Below are 24,908 nucleotides of genomic sequence, written 5' to 3'. Positions count from 1 at the left end.
AGGGCAACGTATGGTAGGTAATAAGTGGCAAATCAGTGATGAACTCTGGGAGAAAATGGCTCCTCTCATCCCGGAGCATAGAACTCAACACCCGCTGGGTACGCACCGCAAGCGGGTTGATAATCGCGCTGCAATGAACGCCATTTTCTTCGTACTCAGGACGGGTTGCCAGTGGAATGCGCTAAATGCCACCGGTATATGCTCGTCAAGCTCTGCTCATCGCCGATTTCAGGAGTGGCGGGATGCTGGCGTATTTGAACGCTTCTGGCAAAACGGGTTGCTTGCTTGCGAACAGTTGGACGCTATTGACTGGTCGTGGCTGTCGATGGATGGTTGTATGACCAAATCACCGCTGGCAGGCTCAAAAAAACAGGCAAGAACCCAACAGACCGAGGGAAACGGGGCGTAAAGCGCAGTCTGATGACTGACGGGAACGGGCTTCCGCTTGCACTGGTTGTCGCTGGAGCAAATACGCACGACATAAAGCTGGTTGCGGATACGCTCGATGCCCTCCAGACGGGCAGACCGGGCAAGAGGCTCCGGTTGTGCATGGACAAAGGGTATGAAGCGGAATGGTTGGGAGCGTATCTGAAAAGTCGTCGCTATGAACCTCATATCCAGTCACGGAAGGATGAATCAGAAGCCATCAAAAACACGGATTTTAAGGCCCACCGCTGGGTTGTAGAGAGAACACACAGTTGGATGAATCGCTACCGTCGTGTCCTGACTCGTTGGGAGAAGAAGGTCGAGAATTATGAGGCAATGCTGCATCTTGCCTGTGCCATCATTGTCTGGAATAAAATCCTATTGGGATAGGTTCTTAGATTATTATTCATTTTTTAAGTATTTATTTCTCAGTTCGCTCTCTTATTATGCTAATACTCGTCAGAACTCAAAGTTGATAATGTCATAAATGTAGGTAAATCAACTGGGGTTGTCAGCTAAAACAAATTAGACAAGAACTCGCAAGAGACAGCGTAAGGGGAATAGAAGGCTTATGCAAATTATGGTGTGACTTCATGGATTGCCATTACTCGAGAATATCGCCTTATTGAATTGATGATAATACTATTTTTATTGAAGTGAGCTTACTCTACGATAGGGTGAGAAAATAGGCTTCGACTAGGAATAATACATAGCGATTATTTACCTGATGGATCCGCAAGAGAAGAGTTTTGAATAACAAACCATAACTAATAACACTATAAAAAATGAACTGGTATTCATCAATTGGCTATTACGTTGCGGGGAGTGACTGATACGACGCTGTTCATTCGCTTAGTCTAAAATACTCGTTTACTTAGTGATAGTTAGAGGATCATAAGCTGCCTAACAGAGCATCTGTACTCTGCATTCAAGCGTTAAATTTACTTAACGGTGAGTTTTTTATGCTGAAAGATATTCGGACAAGAAAATCGGGTATCGCTTTGATTGATTCTACTGATAGAATTATCAGTTCATTTTTATTATTAGGCTGAGAAAGCTTCACTGCAAAGCCTAGATTGATCATTTGATGATTGTTCACTAAGAATTCTATTTATGCGAAAGTTCCTTGTCCTGTTATTGTTACTCGTACTACTTAGCCCACTGGCGATTGACCTATATTTACCGACAATCCCTGCTATTGCGATTGCCCTTGGCTCCCCAGAGTCACTGATACAATCAACAATCGCGCTGTTTATTTTAATTTTTGGTATAGGGCAGTTGGTCTCAGGGCCTTTAATTGATCGATATGGACGTAAACCTATCGCCATCATAGGGATCTTAATTTATATCATCGGGTCGACAGTTGCAGCATTATCAACTGCGGTGGAGATCTTTATTGCTGCGCGAGTGCTGCAAGGCGTCGCGGTCTGCTGCACAGGTGTAGTTGCTTTTAGTGGGGTGCGAGACCGTTTAAATGGTACAGAAGCGGCGCGTGCTTTTGGCTTCCTGAATGGCACATTAAACATTGTGCCAGCGCTTGCTCCGCTATTAGGTGGCTTTTTGGCAGAATATTGGGGATGGCGCGCACCTTTTTGGTTCCTTGCCCTCTATGCATTACTGCTCTTAGTATTGGTGATAGCTTTTTTACCTGAAACTCGCCCTGCAAGTTTGCAACATGTGAAAAAATTGCAACTTAACCATTATCTGCACATTTTGCGTAATAAGTATTTTATGATTTTTGCATTGGTTAATGCGGGTAGTATGGGAATGGTACTGACTTATGTCTCCTTTGCACCGAGCGTGTTAATGGGGGATTCAAAGCTAACCCCGCTAGAATTTTCGCTTGTGTTTGGGGCAAATGGTTTTTGGATCATGTTTGCTAGCTATATTGCTAACCACTATATCCCGAAAATTGGTCGCCCTAATTGCTTAAAAGCAGGTAGCTTATTTATGGGGATCGGGTGTTTAGGCCTCGTATTAGGCTTAATGTTACTGCCCTATGCGTTACAAAACCATTGGTTAGTCTATATGTTACCTGTTGCTTGTGCCTGTACAGGACTCGCTTTTATGATGGGAACCGCAACCAGTTACGCGTTAGAACCTTTTGAAAAAGAGGCTGGAACGGCCTCTGCACTGGTCGGGTTTATTCAAATGGCGGTTGGTGCGGGGTTAAGTTTATTGGCGATTAATGCCTTCTTACCAGCAAAGTGGGCGCTAGCTATTTTAATGTTGTTAGGCTGTATCATTGCGCTGGCGGCAAGGAATGTCAGCTTAAAATTAGCCGCACAGAATGAGGCAGCATAAATGATAAATCCCTTATTAAAACAGCCTAGGGTGGCTAAAGGTGATGTATTTTTGAGCGCGAATACATCACCATAGACAGCGTTCTATGGTAATAATAATTTTATAATTAGGATTGTTACCATGAATCAGAAACATTGGTCAAAATATCAACTATTACACGAAGTTGTCCAAAACCCCAATATCCATATTAAAGGGCGTCACAGTTATTACAGTGACTGTTGGGATAATGGCTTTGAAGCTTCCGTTGTTCGTTACCTACAAGGAGATGAAGGGAGTCGTGACTGGCAACTTCCTTGGCAAGTCGATCAACTCTATATTGGCGATTATGTCTGTATCGGCAGTGAAGCCGTGATTTTGATGGGAGGAAATCACACTCATCGAATAGACTGGTTTTGCCTGTATCCTTTTATTGAGCATATTAATGAAGCCTATGTAGGGAAGGGAGATACGATAATTGGTGATGGCGCATGGATTGGTATGCGAGCATTCATCATGCCCGGCGTTCATATCGGTGAAGGCGCTGTTATTGCCGCCAATAGTGTTGTGGTAAAAAATGTGGCGCCATATAGCATTGTTGGGGGCAATCCAGCGAAACAGATTGGATACCGTTTTTCGCCTGAAATTATTAGTGAGCTGCTCGCATTGAGAATTTATGATTGGCCTGAAGAGCAATTCAATGCGTTAAAACCTCATTTATGTCATTCTGATTTGGCCGCATTAAAAGCGGCATTGTTGGAATATCAAAACAAATCATAACAATGACCGATAGGGAATGATGATATGTCATTCCCTTTATCGCATATATAAATTTACTTCTTGCTGGCTAAGTAACCAAATATAAAGCCGACTCCGGCAGCGATAGTGGCTGCGGCAAGTGGATGGCTTTTTACGCTATCCACAGCGGAATTTAAGGTATCACAGCCTTGAGCCGCACATTTTTTAACGGCACCTTTAATTTGATGTTCTGTAGAGTCGGTGACTTCACCATAGGCTTGCTGCGCCGTGCCAGCGGCTTCTCTTGCTCTGTTTTCTGCTTTGTCGAATAAACTCATGATATTCTCCTTTATACTGAACAACAGTTATTACTAAGTGTAGCAGCCGCATAAAAGCGCGAGACCTATTTTACTTAAAATCAAGTTATTTTACGTTGTTTCACTATCACGAATAAAACTAACTAGAGTGGGATTAGCAATACGCCGATAGTCTTCGGTATTGAGGATAACTGAGCGTTCAAGTGTGCCAGCATTAAAGGCTAATTCTTCAAAACGGGCAAATAAATAAGGATCAGCAATTAATTTTAGCGAGGGGTGGAAGCTAAAAGGAGGAATGGCGCCAAATACACATTGGGTTAAATCATCCACTTCTTTTGGACTCGCTAATGAGGCTCGCGTTCCGCCAATGGCATGGGCTATTTTGCTTAAATCAGCCTGTTTATCCGCAGGAAGAATAGCTAAAACATGTTGGCGGATCCCATTTCCTTTGACATGGCATACCAGACCTTTTGCACCTTGACCTAATTGGGTTCCTCGTACTTTAGCGACTTCCTCAGATTTACCTGCGGTTGGGTGTTCCATCACACGGTATCTGGCATTATGTTTATCAAGTAACTGGGTTAATTGAATAAAAATAGGGCTTTCTGACACGACGGTTCCTTTTTTATAAAAATAAACAGTTGAGATAGTAGCAAAATTAGATAACAAGCTAAATACCATGGATATTATCTGAAAATTGAAAGAAGCAATGAGCGTGTTTTTAAGTTAATAGCGAAATCATTGCCTAAATAGCATTTTTATTAAAATAGGCTTTCACTTGAATTGATTGACTCAATTAGCTAAACAGTCATTTATAGGTAAGATAATAGGAGGGCTTAGGTCGACGAACAATAATCAGTTCACCTTTTTTATATTGGGTAGCCCACCTTAAGCAGGCTACCGTATTATTATTGATGGCGCTCTTTCAGTCGTTTGATGATAGTGCTTAAATCAAGATCTTGGTCTTGTAAGAGTACCAGCAAGTGATACATCAGATCTGCGGCTTCATTCGTGAGTTCAGCACGATCATTCACGGTGGCAGCTAGTGCGGTCTCAACCCCTTCTTCTCCCACTTTTTGAGCGATACGTTTAGTTCCACTAGCATATAAACGCGCGGTGTAAGAGCTTTCAGGATCTGCTGTTTTACGTGATTTTAGTAAGGTTTCCAGTTCAAATAAGAAGCCCCAATCACTTTGGGCTGGAGCAAAACAGCTTTCAGTGCCCTTGTGACAAGTTGGTCCAATAGGTTGTACTAAGGCGAGCAGGGTATCGCTGTCACAGTCTGGATAGATATCTACCAAATTGAGAAAATGGCCAGACGTTTCCCCTTTGGTCCATAGGCGCTGTTTGGTTCTTGAATAAAAAGTGACCTTGCCACTCTCTAAGGTGGTTTGTAAGGCTTCAGGGTTCATATAACCCAACATTAGTACATCACCAGAGGTGGCGTGTTGTACAACAACAGGCATTAGCCCATCGACTTTTTGCCAAGCAAGTTGGTGACATTGTTCTGTGGTTAACATACTCTAATTTGAACTCCATTTTCTGCAAGGTATTGCTTTAATTCACCGATATTGATGATTTGCTTATGGAACACAGAAGCAGCAAGTGCGCCATCAACGTTTGCATCGCAAAAAGCATCAAGGAAGTGTACTTTTTCACCCGCGCCACCAGAGGCAATTAAAGGCACTTGGCAGATTTCGCGGACTTTTTTCAGTTGTAGCAGATCATAGCCTTGGCGTACACCGTCTTGGTTCATCATGTTTAGAACGATTTCGCCAGCACCGCGTTGTTGAACCTCTTTAACCCAATCTAAGGTTTTCCAGCGGGTTTGTGTGGTGCGCTTTTCATCACCAGTAAATTGATAAACCAGATAATCTCCGCTGTCATGGTCAAACCAAGTGTCGATACCAACCACAATACATTGAACACCAAAGCGCTCAGCGAGACGGCTAATTAAGGTTGGATCAGACAATGCAGGTGAGTTAATGGAAATTTTATCTGCGCCAAATGACAGGATTTGTGCTGCATCTTCGACACTTTTAATACCACCAGCCACGCAAAACGGGATATCAATGACTTCGGCGACTTTGGAAACCCAACTCTTATCGACCACACGGCCGTCAGATGATGCAGTAATATCATAAAAAACTAATTCATCTGCCCCTTCTTGGGCATAACGCTGGGCGAGCGGCACGATATCACCAATAATTTCATGATTACGGAATTGAACACCTTTAACCACTTGCCCATCACGAACATCCAGACAAGGAATTATGCGTTTTGCCAACATGCGATTGCCTCCGCGACAGTGAATTTACCTTCAAGTAGGGCGCGACCAACAATCACGCCTGCCGCTCCTGATGATGGAATAGCGGCGATATCAGCTAAAGAGCCAATACCCCCTGAAGCTTGAAAAGCAATATCAGGGTATTTTTGACTGATTTCACGATATAAGTTGACATTGGAACCCGCCAAGGTGCCATCTTTCGAAATATCGGTACATAAAACGTGTTTTAGCCCGTATGGCTGATACATCTCAATGGCCTGTTCCAGAGAAAGGTTTGAATTCTCTTGCCAGCCACTGATGGCAATTTCTTTAACGCCTTGTTGATTGATACGAACATCCAGAGCAAGCACGATAGCTTCACCGCCGTAACGTTCAAACCAAGTTTTCACTAATTCGGGTTGCTTGACCGCGGTTGAGCCAATAACCACTCGCGTCGCTCCCGCGTCTAACAGCGCTTTTACGTCTTCTTCAGTGCGGATACCACCGCCAACTTGTACAGGAACACAAACGCCAGCTAATAATTTTTTGAGTAGGGAAATTTGGCGTTTTTGTGGGTCTTTGGCTCCCGTTAAATCGACTAAATGCAGTAATTTCGCCCCTTCTTGCTCATATTGTTGCAGGCGAGGGAGAGGATCATTACCGTATGCCGTTTGCTTGGCATAGTCTCCTTGGTGTAGGCGAACAACATTACCATCAATTAAATCTAAAGCAGGAATGATCATCTCAATTACATCTCCAAAAAGTTTTGGATCAGACGGGAGCCTGCGGCACCCGAACGTTCAGGGTGGAATTGAACCCCGTAAAAGTTATCCTGATTGACAGCACTACTAAATGGGTTCCCATATAAGGTTTGAGCTAGGGTATTACCTGAAATTGGCATCGAATAGCTATGCACAAAATAGAAGTAGGCATCCTCACGGATCCCTTTGAATAAAGGGTGGCTTGCTAATGCTTTAACTTGGTTCCAGCCACTGTGCGGAACAGGCAAACCGTTAGCATCCATTTTTTGGACCGGGCTATCAATGAGGCCCAGTAATGGGATCAATTCTTTACCTTCTTCACTCACACTGCCCATTAATTGCATACCTAAGCAGATGCCTAAAACAGGTTGAGTCAGCGTTTTAATTAACGGAATGAGTTCACGCTCATTCAGTTGTTCCATGGCGGCACTTGCTGTGCCGACTCCCGGTAGAAACACTTTATCAGCCTGTAAAATCGTCTTAGTATCACGGCTAATTTTTGGGGTGTAACCCAAACGCTTAACGGCGTAAGCGACCGATGACAAATTAGCGCACCCCGTATCAAGGATCACAACATTCATTAGAGAACCCCTTTCGAGCTAGGCAAAGTATCCCCTTCAACACGGATCGCTTGGCGTAAGGTGCGACCAAACACTTTAAATAGGCTCTCTGCTTTATGGTGATCGTTTTTCCCTTTAGTTTTCAGGTGTAACGTACAACCCATCGCATAAGAGAGTGAACTGAAAAAGTGTTCGATCATTTCAGTGCTCAAATCACCAACGCGTTGGTATTTAAATTCTGCTTTGTATTCAAGGTGTGGGCGGCCAGAGATATCTAATGCACAGCGTGCTTGGCACTCATCCATCGGTAGCACAAAGCCAAAACGCGCAATACCACGTTTGTCACCTAGCGCAACACGCAGTGCCTCACCAAGGGCTAAACCTGTATCCTCAACGGTGTGATGGTCGTCTATAAATAGGTCACCTTTAACGTCGATATTTAAACGGAAACCACCGTGAGTCGCGATTTGGTCAAGCATGTGATCAAAGAAGCCAACGCCGGTGTTGATTTGGCTACCGCCTTCGCGATCAAGCCAGACTTCGACGCGAATATGGGTCTCTTTTGTGACTCGTTCGACCAAGGCATGACGATCGCGTTTGGTTAACTTATCAGTGATAGCGACCCAATCGAGTGATTCAGGGCTATAACGTAGGCCTTGAATACCCATATTTTCAGCTAATTGGATGTCGGTTTCACGGTCGCCAATCACATAGCTGTTTGCTTTGTCTAATTTACCTTCAACAAGATAATTTTCGACTAAGCCTAACTTTGGCTTGCGGCAGTTGCAGTTATCCGCAGGTTTGTGAGGGCAGATCAGCACTTCATCAAATTGGATACCCTGAGATTCAAAAACCTGCATCATTAAATTATGAGGTGGCTCAAAGTCAGCCGTTGGAAAGCTATCCGTTCCCAAGCCATCTTGGTTAGTGACCATGACTAAACGGTAGTTGGCTTTTTGGAGCGCGAGTAAGCTCGGGATCACCGCTTTTTCAAATGCTAATTTGCTTAGGCTATCGACCTGAAAATCAGTAGGTGGCTCAGTGATTAATGTTCCGTCACGGTCAATAAAAAGTATTTTTTGGCTCATGAATGTTTCCTATTTTCAGGTTTAGCAAAGGGCTTCAATAGCGTCAATAACACGTACATTTTCGGTTTCTGTGCCGATAGTGATACGTAAACAGTTGGCAAGTCCTGGCTGTTTACTTTGATCACGTAAAATAATGCCTTGATCCCACAGGGCTTTAAACACCTTATTGCCGTCAGTAAAGCGCACTAAAATATAGTTAGTTTCGCTTGGGTAAACCTTTTCTACGATAGGCAATGCCTGTAAAGCTTCTGAAAGCGCAATGCGGTTATTGGTGATTGTCGTAACACGGTGTTTCATGGTCGCTATCCCCTCCATATTCAGCGCTTGAGCCGCTATCATCGCCACAGGGGTAGAAAGCGGATAAGGAGCGATCACTTTTAGCAAAACTTCAATAACATCGGGGGCGGCTAATGTGAAGCCACAACGCAGGCCTGCTAGTGCAAATGCTTTTGATAAAGTTCTCAATACGACTAGGTTAGGGTAGTTGTTGAGCCAACTGGCTACGCTATATTGAGGGCAAAATTCAATATAAGCTTCATCAACAACCACTAACGCTCGACCTGCCGCCATTTCAAGGACTTCAACCAGTGCCTTGTTATCAATAATATTGCCGGTTGGATTATTAGGGCTGCAAATATAGATCAGCTTAGTGTTGCTCAAGTTTTCACGAATAGCATCAACATTGAGTGACCAGTCTGGCAGAGCAGGGATCTTCTTCTGTTCGATACCAAAAGTTTCAGCGCTGACACTGTACATGCCATAGGTAGGTGGACAAAACATCACCGCATCTTTACCGGGTTCACAGAAGGCCCGGATCAGCAGCTCGATTGACTCGTCAGCGCCGCGGCAAACTAACACTTGCTCAGGAGAAACCCCTGCATACGCCGCGTAATTGAGGATCACATCGGTAGGCTGGCATTCAGGATAGCGGTTTAAATTACGTTCATTAAACTGAAACTCTGGCGCAATTGGGTATTCATTCGCATTTAACCAAACATCACCACGACCGCCTAAACGGCGAGCAGACATATAGGGTGTCATCTCTTTGACATTGTTACGTGCAAGACTAGCGGCTTTAAAGGTTTCGCTCATCACTCACTCCTATTTTTGTTTGTTCAGTTCAGTGACACGTAAGGTCACGGCATTTTTGTGAGCCGTTAGGCTTTCTGCTTGCGCTAACGTTTCAATGGTAGTCGCTAACCCTAAAAGCCCTTGAGGCGAGAGTTTTTGCACTGTCATACGTTTCATAAAATCAGCAAGGCCAAGACTTGAATAGGTTGATGTATAACCGTAAGTCGGCAACACGTGGTTAGTTCCAGATGCATAATCTCCCGCGGATTCAGGTGACCAGTCACCAACAAAAATCGATCCCGCACTGGTGATGTTTTCGACTAATTCGTCGGCATTGCGTGTTTGTAGAATTAAATGTTCTGGACCGTAGCGGTTACTTATTTCAACGCACTGTGCAATGGAGTCAGCAATAATGACACGACTGGCACTCAATGCTGCTCTTGCAATATCAGCACGCGATAGCTCTGCAAGCTGTTTTTCCGTTTCATCAATAACACGTTGAGCAAATGTTTGGCTGTCGGTTAACAATATGACTTGTGAATCAGGGCCATGCTCTGCTTGCGATAATAGATCCGCCGCTGTAAAAGCAGGGTTGGCTTGGCTGTCAGCAATGACTAACACTTCTGATGGCCCCGCTGGCATATCAATTGCGGCCCCTTCGTGATCTTGGCTGACTTGGCGTTTGGCCTCTGTCACGTAGGCATTGCCCGGGCCAAAAATTTTATCAACGGCGGGAATACTTTCGGTTCCAAATGCCATAGCGGCAATTGCTTGCGCTCCCCCAACTTGGAAAATATCGGTAATACCACACAATTTAGCGGCATAGAGTATTTCATCTGCAATAGGTGGCGGTGAGCAAAGGATCACTTGCCGGCAGCCTGCAATATTTGCGGGTGTGCCTAACATCATTACCGTTGAAAGAAGGGGGGCTGAGCCTCCAGGAATATAGAGGCCCACGGAATCGATCGGACGTGTAATTTGTTGGCACACAACCCCAGGTTGAGTTTCAACTTGAATAGCCGCCGGTTTCTGAGCCTCATGAAAACGACGGATATTGCCGATGGCCGTTTGCATCGCAATTTTGATGTTGTCATCAAGGCGTGTTGCGGCTTGTTCAACAGCATCTTGTGAAACACGAATAGTTGAAATAGCTGTTTTATCAAAACGTTGGCTAAATTCGATTAATGCACTATCACCGCGGGCTTTGACCTGTTCAATGATCTGGGTGACAGCAGCGCTAATGTTTGTAGACGCAGCGATGGCAGGGCGTGTCAGTAGCGCTTTTTGTTCATTAGCATGACATGATGACCAGCGAATCGGTTGATTAAATCCCATTTCCATCGGTATTACTCCATCATTTTTTCAATCGGTAGAACCAAAATGGAGCTTGCGCCTAATGCCTTGAGTTTTTCCATGGTTTCCCAGAACAGGGTTTCACTGCTGACCATGTGCATTGCAACACGGTTTTTATCTCCCGCTAAAGGCAACAAAGTAGGGCGCTCTGCACCCGGCAGTAATGCGATAATCTCTTCTAAGCGCTCACTTGGAGCGTGTAGCATAATGTATTTGGATTCGCGGGCTTGGATAACACCTTGAATGCGTGTCATCATGCGATCAATCAGTTGCTGCTTGTCTGCTGAAATTTCCCCGTCTCGTTGGATCAAACAAGCTTTAGAACGATAAATCACTTCGACTTCTTTTAGGCCGTTGGCCTCTAATGTTGCCCCTGTTGAAACAAGGTCACAGATAGCATCGGCAAGACCTGCCCGAGGGGCGACTTCGACAGAGCCGTTTAATAAACAAGATTTAAATTGAATGCCTTTTTCATCGAAGTAACGTTTTAATAAGTTCGGGTAAGAGGTGGCAATACGAGAGCCATTTAAGCACTCTGCACCTGTGTAGTTAAAGTCAAGAGGCGCGGCTAATGATAAGCGACAAGCACCAAAATCAAGGCGACGCAGTGTCTTATAAGCGGGATTATCGCCTTGAGCACGGCGGCTTAATAGCTCCTCTTCAAGGACGTTTTCACCAATGATACCAAGGTCAACGACACCATCCATAACTAGCCCTGGGATATCGTCATCGCGTACACGAAGTAAATCAATAGGCATATTTTCTGCATAAGCAATCAATCGCTGTTGTTGTAAATTGATTTTAATTCCGCAGCGGGCAAGCAGTTCTCGTGAGTCTTCACTTAAACGACCTGATTTTTGAATAGCAATTCTTAACCGTGATTTATCCAACATAATTTTACCCTGCTTATTCTGTAATATATTTTTGATTAATAATAAAAAAACCCTCGGAAGATATTCTTCCGAGGGTTTTCTCTATTTCGCATTTCAGCCACCGGAAGAGTTATTGAACGTCTTCCAGCACACATCGCCCGAAAGACTAATCAGGATGATGGTGATGATGATGGTTGCGAGAAATACGAGTCATAATAGCTTCCGATAATAATATTGTTAGTTGCTTAAACATTCACTACTCATCAACCTATCCGATTTCATCACTAGAATGCAACTCTTTTTTTAAAAATAATCGATAATAATTGGATAGTGCCGTTTTATAGTGAATAATCGCCTGAATAATATATTCGGAAGTTAAAAGGTTTTTCGATAAGCTAAGCAGAATTAAGTTATTGTCGGTATGTAGGGGGGAATGATGAAAAAGGTCGCAATTGTTGGATTAGGGTGGTTAGGGTTACCCCTTGCGAGAGCGTTGTTAGCTGAGGGGATTGAAGTCTCTGGCACAAAAACGACCACGGATGGTATCGCTGCCGCTCGTGCTGTAGGAATTGATTGTTATCATTTGCAGCTCACTCCCGAATTAGTGTGTGATGGTGATGACTTACAGCAATTAATGGAAGAGGCTCAGGCGTTAATTATTTTACTACCGCCTTCAAAAGTGAATGTACCAGCTTATGTCAACGCCATCGAACAGCTTGTTGATACGGCAATAACCTTTCAAATTCCTCGTGTGATTTTTACCTCATCGACTTCTGTTTATGGTAATGCGATTGGTGAAATTGATGAAAATAGCCAGCGACATGCAGAAACCGCGTCAGGGCAAGCCTTGATTGAGGTTGAAAACTGGCTTCATGCACTGCCGAACATTTCAGTGGATATTTTACGGCTAGCGGGGTTGGTAGGAGAAAATCGTCACGCAGGGCGTTTCCTTGCGGGCAAAAAATCCCTAAAAGGAGCAACACAGCCTGTTAATCTTGTTCATCAGGATGATGTGATTGCTGCCATCCTATTATTACTCAGGCAGCCCAAAGGAGGACATATCTATAATTTATGTGCTCCTCAACATCCTCAACGCGCGGATTTCTACCGCCAAGCGTCTCAATCATTAAATTTGGAGGCACCTGAATTTTGCACTGAACCGGCAGAAAACGCAGGGAAAATCGTTAAAGGTGAACGTATCTGTCAAGAACTTGGGTTTGAGTATCAATACCCAAACCCAATGCAGATGCCGATGACTATTTAAGCGGGATCATCACAATTTTTTGGAAAGCAGGACGGGTTGTTAACTGAGAGTACCAACGTTCTAAGTGAGGGAATTCAGGGCGTTCTGTGACGATTTCGTGCCATGGGTAAAACAGTGGAGCAATAGCGATATCAGCGATCCCAAATTGTTGACCGCTAAAATAGGGCTGAGTCGCTAGGGCTTCATCGGCAATTTTGAGCAACTTTTCAATATTGTGATAAATGGTACGTACTGTTTCTGGATCTCGTTCGTCAGGGGAAACGCGGACAATTTTATTCATCATCTGTTTGATATTATCGAACAAACTTCCACATCCCCAATCTAACCATTTGTCGGCAGCAGCCTTTTCTTGAAGGTTTTGTGGGACCAATAAGTGAGAATGATCAAACTTTTCCGTAAGGTATCGTAAAATGGTATTTGATTCCCACAGGGTAAAGTCATCATCCTGTAAAGTTGGAATGGTGCTGTTTGGATTCATTTTTTTATATTCAGGTGTATCAAGCCCCCCAAAAGGGCCGCCAACATCTTTTTGATGATAAGCAACGTTCAATTCTTCAAGGCACCAAAGTACTTTTTTGACGTTTGATGAGTTTTTACGACCCCATACAGTTAACATAGTTTTCCCCATGATTTGATGTTTCGTTGTTTACCCTAATTAAGATAGATGAAATCGTATTATGGGAACAATCTTTATTTGTTGTGTGTAGCTTAATTGTGTAAAAAGCCCTACATTAATAATGAATTAACCGTTTTAGTATTTGTAAAGGAGTAACCGATGAACAAAAAATTTTTCACCTTAAAGGCGCGATACCTAGGAACTGGATTAGGCCTTTTAGTTGCGGTAAGTCATTTTGCTTACGCGGCAGGAACACCGGTTGCTCCACAGGTTGATGCAAAAGCTTTTGTATTGATGGACTACGACAGCGGTAAAATTTTGGCGTCAGGTAATCCAGATGAGCGTTTAGATCCTGCTAGTTTGACGAAAATGATGACCAGCTATGTGGTCGGTCAAGCAATTAAAGCGGGTAAAATCACGCCACAGGATATGGTCACGGTAGGTGTAGATGCGTGGGCAACGGGCAATCCCGTCCTAAAAGGCTCATCACTGATGTTTTTAAAGCCTAAAGATCGTGTCTCGGTATTGGATCTAAATAAAGGGGTCGTTATTCAGTCAGGGAATGATGCCAGTATCGCGCTCGCGGATTATGTCGCTGGTAGCCAAGACTCGTTCGTCAGCTTGATGAATGAATATGTGAAGCAGTTAGGGTTAAAAAATACCCATTTTAAAACAGTGCATGGCCTAGATTCTGAAGGGCAATACAGCACTGCTCGTGATATGGCAATTTTAGCCCAAGCGATGATCCGTGATGTGCCTGATGAGTACGCTTTACATAAAGAAAAAGAGTTTACTTTTAACAAAATCCGTCAACCTAACCGTAACCGTCTGTTATGGAGCCAAAATCTCAATGTTGATGGTGTGAAAACGGGTCACACCAGTGGCGCAGGGCATAATTTAGTTGCTTCCGCGACGGATGGCCCAATGCGTCTGATTTCTGTGGTGCTTGGTGCTCCGAGTGACCGAGTACGTTTTTCGGAAAGTGAAAAATTACTGACATGGGGGTTCCGTTTCTTTGAAACGGTGACTCCAATCAAAGCCGATCAAACATTGCAAACACAGCGCGTTTGGTTTGGTGATAAATCAGAGGTAGCACTTGGCGTTGAAAAAGACACTGCTATCACGATACCAAAAGGCCAGTTACAGAATTTGAAAGTGAGTTATACGCTGACGAATCCATCAATTGAAGCACCACTGGCTAAAAATCAAGCGGTTGGAACAGTCAATTTTATCTTAAACGATCAAATTGTTGAACAGCGTCCACTCGTGGTCAAAGAATCAGTTGAAGAAGCGGGCTTCTTTGGGCGTATTTGGGACTATATCGTAAAAACGGTCAGTGGCTGGTGGAATGCTATTTTTGGTTAAATTCTGATTAAAAGCACGCTTGAGGTGGCGCTGTTGCAAAGCTCAATTAGCCGATGGTGAACAATTAACGATTGGGTTGCTGAGGCTTTTTTGTTAGATGTGTGCAACGGTCACCATATTATTTTTGAATGGTGTGCTGGTGTTGTAAGTACAGCACCAGCAACTCCCCTGTAACTCATTCTATGTATTCGCCTTTCATTAAATGTGGCCGTTTGGGCCGTTACCGAACGCAATAATAAAATGACTTAATGCTTGTTTCCCGTATTGGATCAGCATGTTCCATTTTTTAGAGGCCGACTCAATCACTAAATAAATCATTCTACGTACAGAATCATCGTTCAGGAAGGGGTTGCGCTTCTGAATTGCATGGCGGGTGAACGATATAATACGAGGATGTGAGGGCCTTAAGGCACTTAGGTATAATCTTGGATTGAAAAACGCTATTTTACAAATGAAAGATTATTAACTTATCGTAATTTTGAATATTTAAATAGAGTTAGTCTTAATTTATAATTATTTTTTACAGATAAACTTCAATTGCAATATTTTATTTTTAATTCAATAATTATATTAATCGTTTGGTGTTTAATTATTTTTATGAATGTAATTTATTCAATGGAATTGCCAAACCGATATGAAGTATTTTATTTATAAATGGATTTAATTAGTGTATTTAATACGGAGAATGATATTTATGGCTATGACAATTGAAGAAAGAAAAGCACAGCTAGAAAGAAAACAAACAACACAAGGATTGGGTGAGAACACGACAATAGGCGGAGATGCTACTAATCATGGCCGTAATAAAGGCATTATTGAAGGTGGCTTAGCTCACGATGGTGGGTTAGGTAATGGTAGAATTAAAGGTGGTAGCTCAATTAATAATAACCATAATGAAGATATTATTGAAGCTGGAGCCGCCATTAATCATGGTAAAAACAATGGTGATATCGGTGGGGGTCATAGCAGTAATTATGGTATAAACAAAAATACGTTAAAAGGCGGTTTAGCGAATAACGAATTTGGTTCGGTTAATACAAAATACTCTTATTTAAAAGGGGGGGATGCCGTCAGGGAACTACAGCACTGTGTAGAAACTTATGATGGAAATCAAAAGCAGCTTAAAGCGATGAAAGACGATTTTGCCAAAATAAAAGAAAGTTTCAGTGATATGCAAGCTGATGGTAGCGCGCTATCTCAATCGGAAAAAGATAGATATGAGACATTACTAAAAGAAAAAAATGAGGAAATTAAAAAATTAAATGAAGTTATAAGTAGTGACCTTGAGAAAATTGATAATTTGGTATCTCAATTGTCTGATAAAGATCAAGAGATAAAATCGATGGCAATAAAAATAAAACAAGCTATCGAAGATAAAAATAAACTTGAAGAGAGACTTGTTGATATCAATAAAAAAATAATTAAAGCAAATGACCGTATTGAAGCATTACAGTCGGATATCCATAATAAGGAATCTAAAATTGCTGAGTTAGAGCAGCAATTAAATGACGATTGTGCTAATAAAGAAGAGCTCAATAAAGCGATTGCATCATTGAAAAAAGAACTTAATGATACACAAGACAAATTAGAAAATAACCAATCCTTAATTTCAAAAAGAGAAGAAACCATTTCTCGTTTGAATATTAAAATCACCAAAATGGAAACAGAATACAGCCAAAAACAGCAGGAGTTTGGTAAAAAACTGGAAGTTCTTTTAGAGCAAATAGCTTCACTGGCTAATGAAGGTAAAGAAGAGCTATCGGATTCTATAGTGACGACGAGCAGCAAAACTACCACAGTGACAATTTCAAATACTGCCGATCCATTGGGGGATATTAAAGAGCAAATGGCTCCTGCTGTGACGGGCGGTAATGCTGAAAACCTAGGTATAAACTCAGGTACTATTAAAGCAGGCGATAGCAATAGCCAATCTATGGTGATGAAGAATGAGATAAATATTAATGTAGATGGTAAGGCGGACATGGTTGTAAGTACATTGAGAGAGTCAATCAGTTCAATGGGGAGTAGAATCGAAGGCGTTGCAAACGGCATTGTAAATGAGGTGAAGCAAAGAGCACAATCGGTATCGATGCCGGTTAAATCAGATATCGCGTAATCATAATAAAATTAACGAAACACAGGAGTCAGTATATTGCTGACTCCTGTTTTTTTATGACTTTAGCCAGTTTAAGTCGCGTTAACGTCTTAAACATAAAACCACCCGCTTTGCGGGTGGTTATGATTGCCTGAAACCTGCATCTATCCTAGTATTTACGTACTTAACTAAAATATGGTGATGTATGAAAAAGGGGTTGGTGTTAGGAATTTTTGCTGTCTCATTGGCTGGCTGCGGTGGGAAAGATGTAACGTATGATGGAGAATACGTCTGTATTATAGATCAGGATATAAACCGTGCTGCGGATCTAACGGGTAATGAATATGAATTCCCTAGTAATTTGTCAGAAGCCGTCATTGTGATTGACAATAGAGTAGTTACAGTAAAGGGAATGAATCTTGGAGATTATGTAACTCCAAGGCTTGAAGAGAAAAAAGGGAAAGAGGGTGATGAACTGTTCTATGATAAAGATGATGTTCATATTGGTTATATGAAAAGGTTAGGGATACTTTCATTCAGACTTCCTGACGGAAGCGGTCAAGTTTTAACAGGATGTAAAAGTAAATAACCTGAACTCGGGATAAGAAAAACAGAAAAGAAAGGAACTAAAAGCGGGAGTAAAAGTGGTTATTGATGCAGGGGGCGAATTAACCTTACAGGCAGCAGGGAACTTTGTTAAGATTGATGCTGGCGGAATTACATCTAGTAAAATGATTAATTTTGGTACTGGGGCACCTTCAAGTGGTGGGGGGGAAGGACAATTACCTGATGTTGTGAAAATATTAGGGACTTCAATCCCACAAAGTTCATTACCTGATATTCCTTTTATTCCTGAGAAAATATGTATTAGCTGTTTGATAAAAGCGGAAGAATATGGTGAAATTCTTGTGAAAAGGGAAAATAATGTATGATACCTAGAACTATGCATTTTTATTCTTTTTTTAAAGAATATCCTCAATATTGTAATGAGGATACAATTATACTTTTTTCTCTCACAACACGACAAAGTTGAACGGGTATGTTAAGTCAAAACGATTGGGGATTTAAAGGGGAAATAGTTACGTTTTTGTTCATCCATACTATGCCTGCTTTATGATAAGATTTCTCATATTAAAAGCAGGCATATAAAGTGACATTACTGTCGATTAAAAACAGGGTAATTATTCACAATGCGCCAATTTAATTGCTAGACCACCTTGTGACGTTTCACGATATTTGGCATTAATATCTTTACCCGTTTCATACATGGTTTCGATAACCTTATCTAAGCAAACTCGCGGGTCACTCACACGGCGTAATGCCATGCGTGCCGCGTTGACCGCTTTTACTGCGGCTATTGCATTACGTTCGATACAAGGCACTTGAACTTGTCCGCCAACAGGGTCACAAGTCAAGCCAAGGTTATGCTCCATCGCGATTTCTGCTGCTACACAAACTTGTTCTGGACTTCCTCCCATCAACTCGGCAAGGCCTGCTGCTGCCATTGAACAAGCGACACCGACCTCACCTTGGCAACCAACTTCTGCACCAGAGATAGAGGCATTCATTTTGTATAATGAGCCGATAACACCTGATACTAAGAAATAGCGAGTATAGGAGTTCTCATTTACAGGACGAATAAATTTGTCATAGTAAGCTAAAACGGCAGGGATAATGCCACATGCGCCATTAGTTGGCGCGGTGACAACACGGCCTCCCGCAGCATTCTCTTCGTTGACGGCTAAGGCGAACATATTGATCCAGTCAATTACTGCCATTGGGTCAATATTGGTATTATCGCTAGTCACAAGTTGACGGCGTAATGCTGCGGCACGACGAGGTACTCGTAGTGGCCCCGGTAATAACCCTTCGGTGGTGACGCCACGCTCAATACCCGCCTTCATGACATCCCAGACAGCCGCTAAATATTGATGGATTTCTTCTTTACTGTGTATGGCTAACTCATTTTGCATCACGAGAGCAGAAAGGGATAGGCCTGTCTCTTTACAATGCTTTTGTAAATCTGCTGCATATTTATAGGGATAGGGAACTTGTACTGATTGTTCAGTCGATTGACCAAAATGCTCCTCATCGACAATAAAACCCCCACCGATAGAGTAGTAGGTCTTTTTGTAGATCACGTTATTATCGGCATTAAATGCACTAATGGTCATGCCATTTTCATGTAAAGGTAAATTGGTTGAATGGAAATTCATCCCGCCTTCAATGGGGAAGTCAACCTCATGCTGCCCTTGAGCCAACAGCAATTTACCACTTTGCTCAACGTGACGGATAAAGTTGGGTATGGCATCAATATCAACAGTATCAGGTAAGTTACCAGCGAGACCCATAATAATCGCGATATCAGTTGCGTGTCCTTTCCCTGTCAATGATAAAGAACCATAGACATCAACCGCAATTCGTGAGGTGGCTGTCAGAAGGTTTTGTTGGATTAAATCCTCAACAAATTGTTTACCCGCTTTCATCGGGCCGACGGTGTGGGAGCTAGATGGACCAATACCAATCTTGAAGATATCAAATACGCTAATCATATTCAGCGCTTCCTATATAAAGTCTTAATTTCTTAGGCATGTGATGCCGTATCTTCCGGCATCTTATTTGAGAAGGGGAGGCATACCCGCCGGAGTGGATCCCGCCTCCCGATAAAGGCTGACTTAGAAGAACAACTTATAAGTTGCGGCTGAGATAGCAATCAAACCCATGATAACGATAAATGCATTGCTTAACTTACCTGAGTACTTACGCATTGCTGGAACTTTACTGATAGCATACATAGGCATTAAGAACAGTAAGATAGCAATGATTGGGCCACCTAGACTTTCGATGATATCCAGTACGCCAGGGTTTAATGTTGCCACTAACCAAGTGGTGACTAACATGAAGATAGCTGTACCACGATTCAATTTACGAACGTCAATTGTTTTGCCTTTCGCACGATAAGCGCGCTCAACGAGGCCATTAAAGCCTTCTCGTGCACCTAAATAGTGTCCGAGGAATGATTTAATTATAGCAACGAAAGCGATAATTGCGGCAGCAAATTTGATGAAAGGTTGATCAAAGTAACCAGATAAGTAGTCAAGGATACTAATGTTCAGTTTTTTTGCTTGAGCCAAATCTGCCGAAGACAGGGTGAACACGCAGCTAAACACAAAGAACATAACAGTGAATACCATTAAGATGTGTGCAGATGCGAGGATACGTGAGCATTTTTGTTCAGCCTGTGCACCATATTCTTCACGCTTCGCTACAGAGAACGCTGAAATGATAGGTGAATGGTTGAATGCGAACACCATAACAGGAATGGTTAACCAGATAGTCACCCAGATACTCTGACCGCCACTGTGTTTTGCCGCTTCTGTGATGCCCTCTATGGTTAAGGTATCAAGTACCGCACCATTCCAATGGGGGATCATATATAAAGAGAAAGCGAGTAGCACGGCGATAAATGGGAACACCAGCATACTCATCACTTTAACAATATATTTTTCACCGAATGCCACAATGGCCATGATGCCACCCACCAAAACCAACGCTAGCAACCAACGTGGTGGTGCGGTAAAGCCCATGAGTTCTGTCAGGAATTTGTGCACATTATTGGTGATAGAAACACCATACACCAAGAGGATTGGATAAATTGCAAAGAAATAGAGCAGGGTGATCCAGTTACCCGCAGTACGTCCAAAATGTTCTTCAACCACTTCAGTGATATCACCTTCAGGCTTTGAACCTGAAAGAACAAAGCGTGTTAAACCACGGTGAGCGAAGAAGGTCATTGGAAAAGCGAGTACTAACATCAACAGGACGGGAAGTAGGCCGCTCATTCCTGCATTAATAGGTAGGAACAAGACTCCAGCACCGATAGCTGTACCATATAAACCAAGCATCCATACAGTATCTGTTTTACGCCAAGCAAGGGCATTTCCAATTTGCGAGGCTGTTTTATCGATGGAACCAACTCGAGTTGTATCCATAATAGTCTCCGAAATAAAAGTCAAAAAATAGGCATCTCGGTGAAGGCATAAGCCATCACTGATGTTTTAATCTTTTGGTACGAACAAATTATCGCCAAATATAATGTGCAGTTTTGTTTCTACCTAACAATCTGATTGGAAATAAATATAAAACTGATAGTAAATTTATTTTCAATCAGTTTTGTTAGTTTTGTAGGTAGATTTGATAAACCACTTTTGATGGTGCAAATGTACCTATTTTTAGTATAAATCACCGTGATCATACTCTCAAAAGAGAAAAATGTCTTTAACGTGATTATTTTTCGATTTTTATAAAATTGTTAAGAAATTTACCTTAAGATTAATAAGGGGAGGGAGGCTTTTAATATCGGAGAATAACCAATGGGGAGTAGTTATGTGTCAATTTATATTTGTGTGGAGGAATATTATTATATTAATGAATAGAATGGATTTATTGAAGTAGTAGGAAAATGAATTAAATCCAGAAATTAATATTGAATCAAAACCAATTATACACTGTTTTTGAGTTATTTAACTTGTTGTTTTCAGTGTGTTTATTTTGTTTTGTTATAGTTGTTTACTTAGTGATTAATTATTGTTTTTTTAGTTTTTTTATTCTAAAGACATTAATGAATAATAAGATGGTTTAAAGAGCAGTTGAATACTTATTTTTCGAAGGAAAAAATAATTAAAAAGCGTAACAAAATATTTGTTAATTAAATGTTGTTTATTCTGGTGGTGAAAAGGCTTTTTTATTCATTTTTAGAATGGAAAAATAAAACTAAATATTGATTCAACGCAAAATTTAAATTGTTTAAGTACTGGCGTAAATAACGCCAGTACTGATTAATGAAAAAATTAGGGTTGTACCCAGCCTTTGCGAATAAGAACTGAAAATATGATTTGGTAAAGATGTGTGAGCGGGGCTTGGATTTTATGGCCGATAAGTCCCCAAAGAATTTGGGCTAAACCACACGCGATAAGACCCAAGATAAATGCCCCTATCATATCTAAAGGCCAGTGGACGCCTAAATAGATACGTGACCATGCAATTGCAATAGCGGGAACGAGCATCAATAAACCAACCCATGTTCTTAGCCAGAACAAAAATGCGAAAACAAAGGTAAAGACGATAGTACCGTGATTGCTAGGGAAAGAAGCGGTTGGCTCGTGCTCAAGGAAATTGGTGCCTATTCCCATAACAAAAGGGCGTTCATGAGGTGCAACTAAGCCAATCAACCATGAAATAAACAGACCGATCACTAAGGCGTATGCTGTTTTGCAGACGAATGCTCTTTGGCGGGTCATATCCTGTTTGGCACCCCATAACCAGCATGCCGCAGTAAACAGAGGGAAAAGGAGAATTAAGCGTTTAGCGATAACGGTTGCAAGTGCGATAGTACCACTTGCAGACGCTGGGGCCGCATTAATGAGATTAAAGAGATCTTGATTAAGTTGTTCCAGCACGGGTGTATACCTCAGAAAATGGGTGATAAATAAGACGATAAAGCGAGAGAGTAAAGTCTCTTACATGGCAGGTAAAGTGCCTTTATCTTAATATTACTTAAATAGAGCGATAAGTTGACGTTTTGTTGATGATTTACTCAATAGCGATAAGACAAATTTAAGGCGCGATAAAGGAATAGCTTATGTGGTTTCAAAAAGAGATAAGATTAACAGCAAAAAGCAGAGGGTTTCATCTAGTGACCGATGAGTTGTTACAACAGCTTCCTGAGTTGAAACAGATCCAAGTTGGGCTGCTGAATATCTTTATTCAACATACATCGGCTTCACTGACAATCAATGAAAATGCAGACTATACGGTAAGACAGGATTTTGAAAGCTTCTTTAACCATGCTGTTCCTGAAGATGAGCCTTATTATCAGCATAACTATGAAGGAAGTGATGATATGCCTGCCCATCTTAAAGCGAGTATTTTAGGCGCGAGTTTGGTTATTCCTGTGAGTCGAGGACGTCTGAACATGGGGACATGGCAAGGAATTTACCTATGTGAACATCGAAATTATGGTGGGGAACGCAAAATAGTTCTGACATTGCAAGGGGAATAGAACGGTTAAGCAATAAAAAACCCGATAGCGATAAAACGTAAGTTGGCTATCGGGCTCCTCAATATGGGGACATCAAAGAAAAGCAGTGGCATAAATTAAGACCCCCCCTAAATAAGAAAGTTCGCATAGAGAAAAAAAATTTGCTTTATTTTTTAGCAATAGGAAGGAAATAGCACAAATTGAGAAAGGAAGCGACTCGGATTAGAGACTGAGCCGCCCATGGGGATTATTGCTTATTTATAGAGATCGAGGTGCTCTTTTGCGTAAGCTTCGAAATCAGTGCAGCCGCCGATGTGTTTCTCATCGATAAAAATTTGTGGCACAGTCAGCACTTCTTTACCGACTGTTTTAGATAGATCTTCTTTGGTGAGGCCTTCTGCTTGAATATCGACGTAGCGGTAGTCAAAGTCATCGCGGTCATTTTTCAGTTTTTCAGCTAACTCTTTAGCACGAACACAGTATGGGCAGCCAGGGCGACCAAAAATCACAGTGTACATAGTATCTCCTATAAGACTAACACAGTTTTTTTATCCACAATGCCCAATACTATGCCTCCATACTCGTCATACTTCAAGATGCAGCTTTGTTGATTTGTCTTTGTCACCGTGCACTTATTGAGGGGAATAATAAGGTGAATGATTTGCCAGACAATAAGCTAGAAATAAATGGTGATTTTACCTTTTGCTAGTATAGCTCTGATGCAGAATCCGCTAGTATATGGGGTATACTGCATCGCTAAACAATACCCCGTTGTAGTGCTGTTTATTCGGTAGGGGGTATATAGTTATTGTTCTAGAAGGGGACTTGATGAATAAGAAACCACAGCGAGAAATGCGTTCGCTATCCGATCTTCCTAAGCCGATTCTCATCTTAGAAGCAGTAGGGATTTTACTGCTTATTGTTGTCTTACTTGCGATGAATGGCTATCTGACCTTACCTGAGCCATTGATGCAGAAAAATGTTTTAGTCGCGATTGTTATGGTTGGGATTGGTTGTTTGATACCAGCCACTATCAATATTGTTTGGCGAGCGATACATGGATTAAGCTTTCTTGGTATTGATAATCAAAACTCATCTAGGCCGGGAAGAAAGAAAAAGCAAGATGACGATGATGATAAAGAGGAGAAAAAGGGGGAGTGAGCATGGTTTTACTGGTGTTTTCACCACCAATGTGTGAAAATTATCCGCTTTTCTAGCCAAAAAAATTCGGTTTGGTTAGGTAAGTGTTATTCTATTAGTTTTTATTTGAGTTGAAGAAGGTTATTACCCATGGATTCTATTTGTTACCCTGACATATCACAGCTTCGTGAATGGCTTGATCAACTCAAAACCTCTTATTTCGAGTGTGATTCTTGTGCTGCTCTACATTTGCCGCATATGCAAAATATAGAGGGCATTTTTGATGCCAAACTCGACATTATTAATAATGTTCTTGTCCTTTCCGCTCTGGCGGAGCTTAAGCCAACGGCGATCGTGACTTTAGTGGCCAATATCAGCCAAATCAACGCTAGCTCACTGACAGCGAAAGTCTTTCTTGAAATTAATAATGAAAACTTACCTAAGTTAATCGTCAGCCAATCCTTCTCGCTTGAAGCTGGGATGACTTATCGCCAATTTTGCCATTTCTTACAGCAAGCAGAAGATCAAATATCATCGATCATTTTTGAAATTTATAGCAATAATTTGTTGTATTCGAACCAAGATGAGTTTGATGAAGAAACTGTTGACCTTGATATTGATGATAACCCTTCCGTAACGCTCCATTAAATTTTTAT

General features: G+C 41.8%; 25 protein-coding genes, 1 pseudogene and 1 other annotated feature. Of the genes and pseudogenes, 11 read left to right on the top strand and 15 right to left on the bottom strand.

The features are described from left to right. The first annotated feature begins 10 nt into the window (after positions 1–10). The 3 genes and pseudogenes from M1E93_RS13795 (at position 11) to M1E93_RS13785 (ending at position 3,486) form a co-directional block, all read left to right on the top strand. Positions 11–816 (top strand): annotated as a pseudogene (locus M1E93_RS13795) (IS5 family transposase). A gap of 723 nt (positions 817–1,539) precedes the next feature. Continuing rightward, positions 1,540–2,730 carry a multidrug effflux MFS transporter gene (locus tag M1E93_RS13790; protein WP_104873358.1) on the top strand — a complete coding sequence of 397 codons (1,191 nt, stop codon included), beginning with the start codon at positions 1,540–1,542 and terminating at the stop codon, positions 2,728–2,730. 120 nt (positions 2,731–2,850) lie between these two features. After that, a complete protein-coding gene (locus M1E93_RS13785; protein ID WP_004917999.1) occupies positions 2,851–3,486 on the top strand; it encodes a CatB-related O-acetyltransferase in 636 nt (211 codons plus the stop codon). Between the two features lie 53 nt (positions 3,487–3,539). Here M1E93_RS13785 and M1E93_RS13780 read toward each other — a convergent pair whose 3' ends face one another. From M1E93_RS13780 to hisG, 10 genes are all read right to left on the bottom strand, one after another. After that, positions 3,540–3,782 (bottom strand): glycine zipper domain-containing protein, encoded by a 243-nt coding sequence (locus M1E93_RS13780; RefSeq protein WP_014657814.1) that lies wholly within the window; start codon positions 3,780–3,782, stop codon positions 3,540–3,542. 90 nt (positions 3,783–3,872) lie between these two features. Then, positions 3,873–4,304 (bottom strand): YbaK/EbsC family protein, encoded by a 432-nt coding sequence (locus M1E93_RS13775; protein WP_223854886.1) that lies wholly within the window; start codon positions 4,302–4,304, stop codon positions 3,873–3,875. Between the two features lie 365 nt (positions 4,305–4,669). Beyond that, on the bottom strand, positions 4,670–5,281 hold the full coding sequence (gene hisIE / locus M1E93_RS13770) for a bifunctional phosphoribosyl-AMP cyclohydrolase/phosphoribosyl-ATP diphosphatase HisIE (RefSeq protein ID WP_004918003.1): 612 nt from the start codon (positions 5,279–5,281) through the stop codon (positions 4,670–4,672). After that, positions 5,275–6,051, bottom strand: a complete 777-nt coding sequence (gene hisF / locus M1E93_RS13765) for an imidazole glycerol phosphate synthase subunit HisF (RefSeq protein WP_004918004.1) — start codon at positions 6,049–6,051, stop codon at positions 5,275–5,277. Before hisF ends, hisIE begins: the two co-directional genes overlap by 7 nt. Then, on the bottom strand, positions 6,033–6,770 hold the full coding sequence (hisA, locus tag M1E93_RS13760; RefSeq protein ID WP_004918006.1) for a 1-(5-phosphoribosyl)-5-[(5-phosphoribosylamino)methylideneamino]imidazole-4-carboxamide isomerase: 738 nt from the start codon (positions 6,768–6,770) through the stop codon (positions 6,033–6,035). Before hisA ends, hisF begins: the two co-directional genes overlap by 19 nt. Positions 6,771–6,775: 5 nt before the next feature. Next, positions 6,776–7,369 carry an imidazole glycerol phosphate synthase subunit HisH gene (gene hisH, locus M1E93_RS13755; protein WP_088498606.1) on the bottom strand — a complete coding sequence of 198 codons (594 nt, stop codon included), beginning with the start codon at positions 7,367–7,369 and terminating at the stop codon, positions 6,776–6,778. Beyond that, positions 7,369–8,436, bottom strand: coding sequence for a bifunctional histidinol-phosphatase/imidazoleglycerol-phosphate dehydratase HisB (hisB, locus tag M1E93_RS13750; RefSeq protein WP_004918009.1), 1,068 nt, complete (start codon positions 8,434–8,436; stop codon positions 7,369–7,371). The genes hisH and hisB overlap by 1 nt, the downstream gene beginning before the upstream one ends. 21 nt (positions 8,437–8,457) lie before the next feature. Beyond that, entirely contained in the window at positions 8,458–9,528 is a 1,071-nt protein-coding gene (hisC, locus tag M1E93_RS13745) for a histidinol-phosphate transaminase (protein ID WP_004918010.1), read from the bottom strand. Between the two features lie 9 nt (positions 9,529–9,537). Further along, positions 9,538–10,848, bottom strand: a complete 1,311-nt coding sequence (gene hisD / locus M1E93_RS13740; protein WP_076914365.1) for a histidinol dehydrogenase — start codon at positions 10,846–10,848, stop codon at positions 9,538–9,540. 5 nt (positions 10,849–10,853) lie between these two features. Continuing rightward, positions 10,854–11,753 (bottom strand): ATP phosphoribosyltransferase, encoded by a 900-nt coding sequence (gene hisG, locus M1E93_RS13735; RefSeq protein WP_004918014.1) that lies wholly within the window; start codon positions 11,751–11,753, stop codon positions 10,854–10,856. A gap of 41 nt (positions 11,754–11,794) precedes the next feature. Next, positions 11,795–11,923 (bottom strand) — a sequence feature (His leader region). 245 nt (positions 11,924–12,168) lie between these two features. Here hisG and M1E93_RS13730 point away from each other — a divergent pair. After that, positions 12,169–12,996, top strand: a complete 828-nt coding sequence (locus M1E93_RS13730; RefSeq protein ID WP_040132945.1) for an SDR family oxidoreductase — start codon at positions 12,169–12,171, stop codon at positions 12,994–12,996. Here M1E93_RS13730 and M1E93_RS13725 read toward each other — a convergent pair. After that, on the bottom strand, positions 12,989–13,612 hold the full coding sequence (locus M1E93_RS13725) for a glutathione S-transferase family protein (protein ID WP_014657819.1): 624 nt from the start codon (positions 13,610–13,612) through the stop codon (positions 12,989–12,991). The two genes, M1E93_RS13730 and M1E93_RS13725, sit on opposite strands and share 8 nt — an antisense overlap. A gap of 159 nt (positions 13,613–13,771) precedes the next feature. Between M1E93_RS13725 and M1E93_RS13720 the strand changes: the two genes are divergently transcribed. The 4 genes from M1E93_RS13720 to M1E93_RS13705 all read left to right on the top strand — a co-directional run bounded on the left by M1E93_RS13720 (position 13,772) and on the right by M1E93_RS13705 (position 18,004). Then, entirely contained in the window at positions 13,772–14,977 is a 1,206-nt protein-coding gene (locus M1E93_RS13720; RefSeq protein ID WP_004918021.1) for a serine hydrolase, read from the top strand. Positions 14,978–15,671: 694 nt separating this feature from the next. Continuing rightward, positions 15,672–17,093 carry a hypothetical protein gene (locus M1E93_RS13715; RefSeq protein ID WP_104873359.1) on the top strand — a complete coding sequence of 474 codons (1,422 nt, stop codon included), beginning with the start codon at positions 15,672–15,674 and terminating at the stop codon, positions 17,091–17,093. Between the two features lie 184 nt (positions 17,094–17,277). Then, positions 17,278–17,661 carry a hypothetical protein gene (locus M1E93_RS13710; protein WP_004918027.1) on the top strand — a complete coding sequence of 128 codons (384 nt, stop codon included), beginning with the start codon at positions 17,278–17,280 and terminating at the stop codon, positions 17,659–17,661. Positions 17,662–17,716: 55 nt separating this feature from the next. Next, positions 17,717–18,004, top strand: coding sequence for a hypothetical protein (locus M1E93_RS13705; protein WP_004918029.1), 288 nt, complete (start codon positions 17,717–17,719; stop codon positions 18,002–18,004). 249 nt (positions 18,005–18,253) lie between these two features. On the opposite strand, the gene M1E93_RS13700 is transcribed toward M1E93_RS13705, so the two are convergent. The 3 genes from M1E93_RS13700 to ybjG form a co-directional block, all read right to left on the bottom strand. Then, a complete protein-coding gene (locus tag M1E93_RS13700; RefSeq protein ID WP_036943586.1) occupies positions 18,254–19,624 on the bottom strand; it encodes an L-serine ammonia-lyase in 1,371 nt (456 codons plus the stop codon). Between the two features lie 123 nt (positions 19,625–19,747). Further along, on the bottom strand, positions 19,748–21,064 hold the full coding sequence (locus M1E93_RS13695) for a serine/threonine transporter (protein WP_014657823.1): 1,317 nt from the start codon (positions 21,062–21,064) through the stop codon (positions 19,748–19,750). An 858-nt stretch (positions 21,065–21,922) separates the two neighbouring features. Then, positions 21,923–22,531: an undecaprenyl-diphosphate phosphatase gene (gene ybjG, locus M1E93_RS13690; RefSeq protein WP_004918034.1), complete on the bottom strand. Its 609-nt coding sequence runs from the start codon at positions 22,529–22,531 to the stop codon at positions 21,923–21,925. A gap of 182 nt (positions 22,532–22,713) precedes the next feature. Between ybjG and M1E93_RS13685 the strand changes: the two genes are divergently transcribed. Further along, positions 22,714–23,133, top strand: coding sequence for a secondary thiamine-phosphate synthase enzyme YjbQ (locus M1E93_RS13685; protein ID WP_004918036.1), 420 nt, complete (start codon positions 22,714–22,716; stop codon positions 23,131–23,133). A gap of 233 nt (positions 23,134–23,366) precedes the next feature. On the opposite strand, the gene M1E93_RS13680 is transcribed toward M1E93_RS13685, so the two are convergent. After that, a complete protein-coding gene (locus tag M1E93_RS13680) occupies positions 23,367–23,630 on the bottom strand; it encodes a GrxA family glutaredoxin (RefSeq protein WP_004918038.1) in 264 nt (87 codons plus the stop codon). A 310-nt stretch (positions 23,631–23,940) separates the two neighbouring features. Between M1E93_RS13680 and M1E93_RS13675 the strand changes: the two genes are divergently transcribed. Together M1E93_RS13675 and M1E93_RS13670 are read left to right on the top strand one after the other, a co-directional pair. Next, positions 23,941–24,273 (top strand): DUF1418 family protein, encoded by a 333-nt coding sequence (locus tag M1E93_RS13675; protein ID WP_004918040.1) that lies wholly within the window; start codon positions 23,941–23,943, stop codon positions 24,271–24,273. 129 nt (positions 24,274–24,402) lie between these two features. Next, positions 24,403–24,900 (top strand): YbjN domain-containing protein, encoded by a 498-nt coding sequence (locus M1E93_RS13670; RefSeq protein ID WP_004918042.1) that lies wholly within the window; start codon positions 24,403–24,405, stop codon positions 24,898–24,900. Positions 24,901–24,908: the final 8 nt, after the last annotated feature.

It is taken from the genome of Providencia sp. PROV272, assembly GCF_049901975.1.
GTDB classification, from domain to species: Bacteria; Pseudomonadota; Gammaproteobacteria; order Enterobacterales; family Enterobacteriaceae; genus Providencia; species Providencia stuartii.
This window is presented reverse-complemented; position numbering and strand designations above follow the sequence as displayed.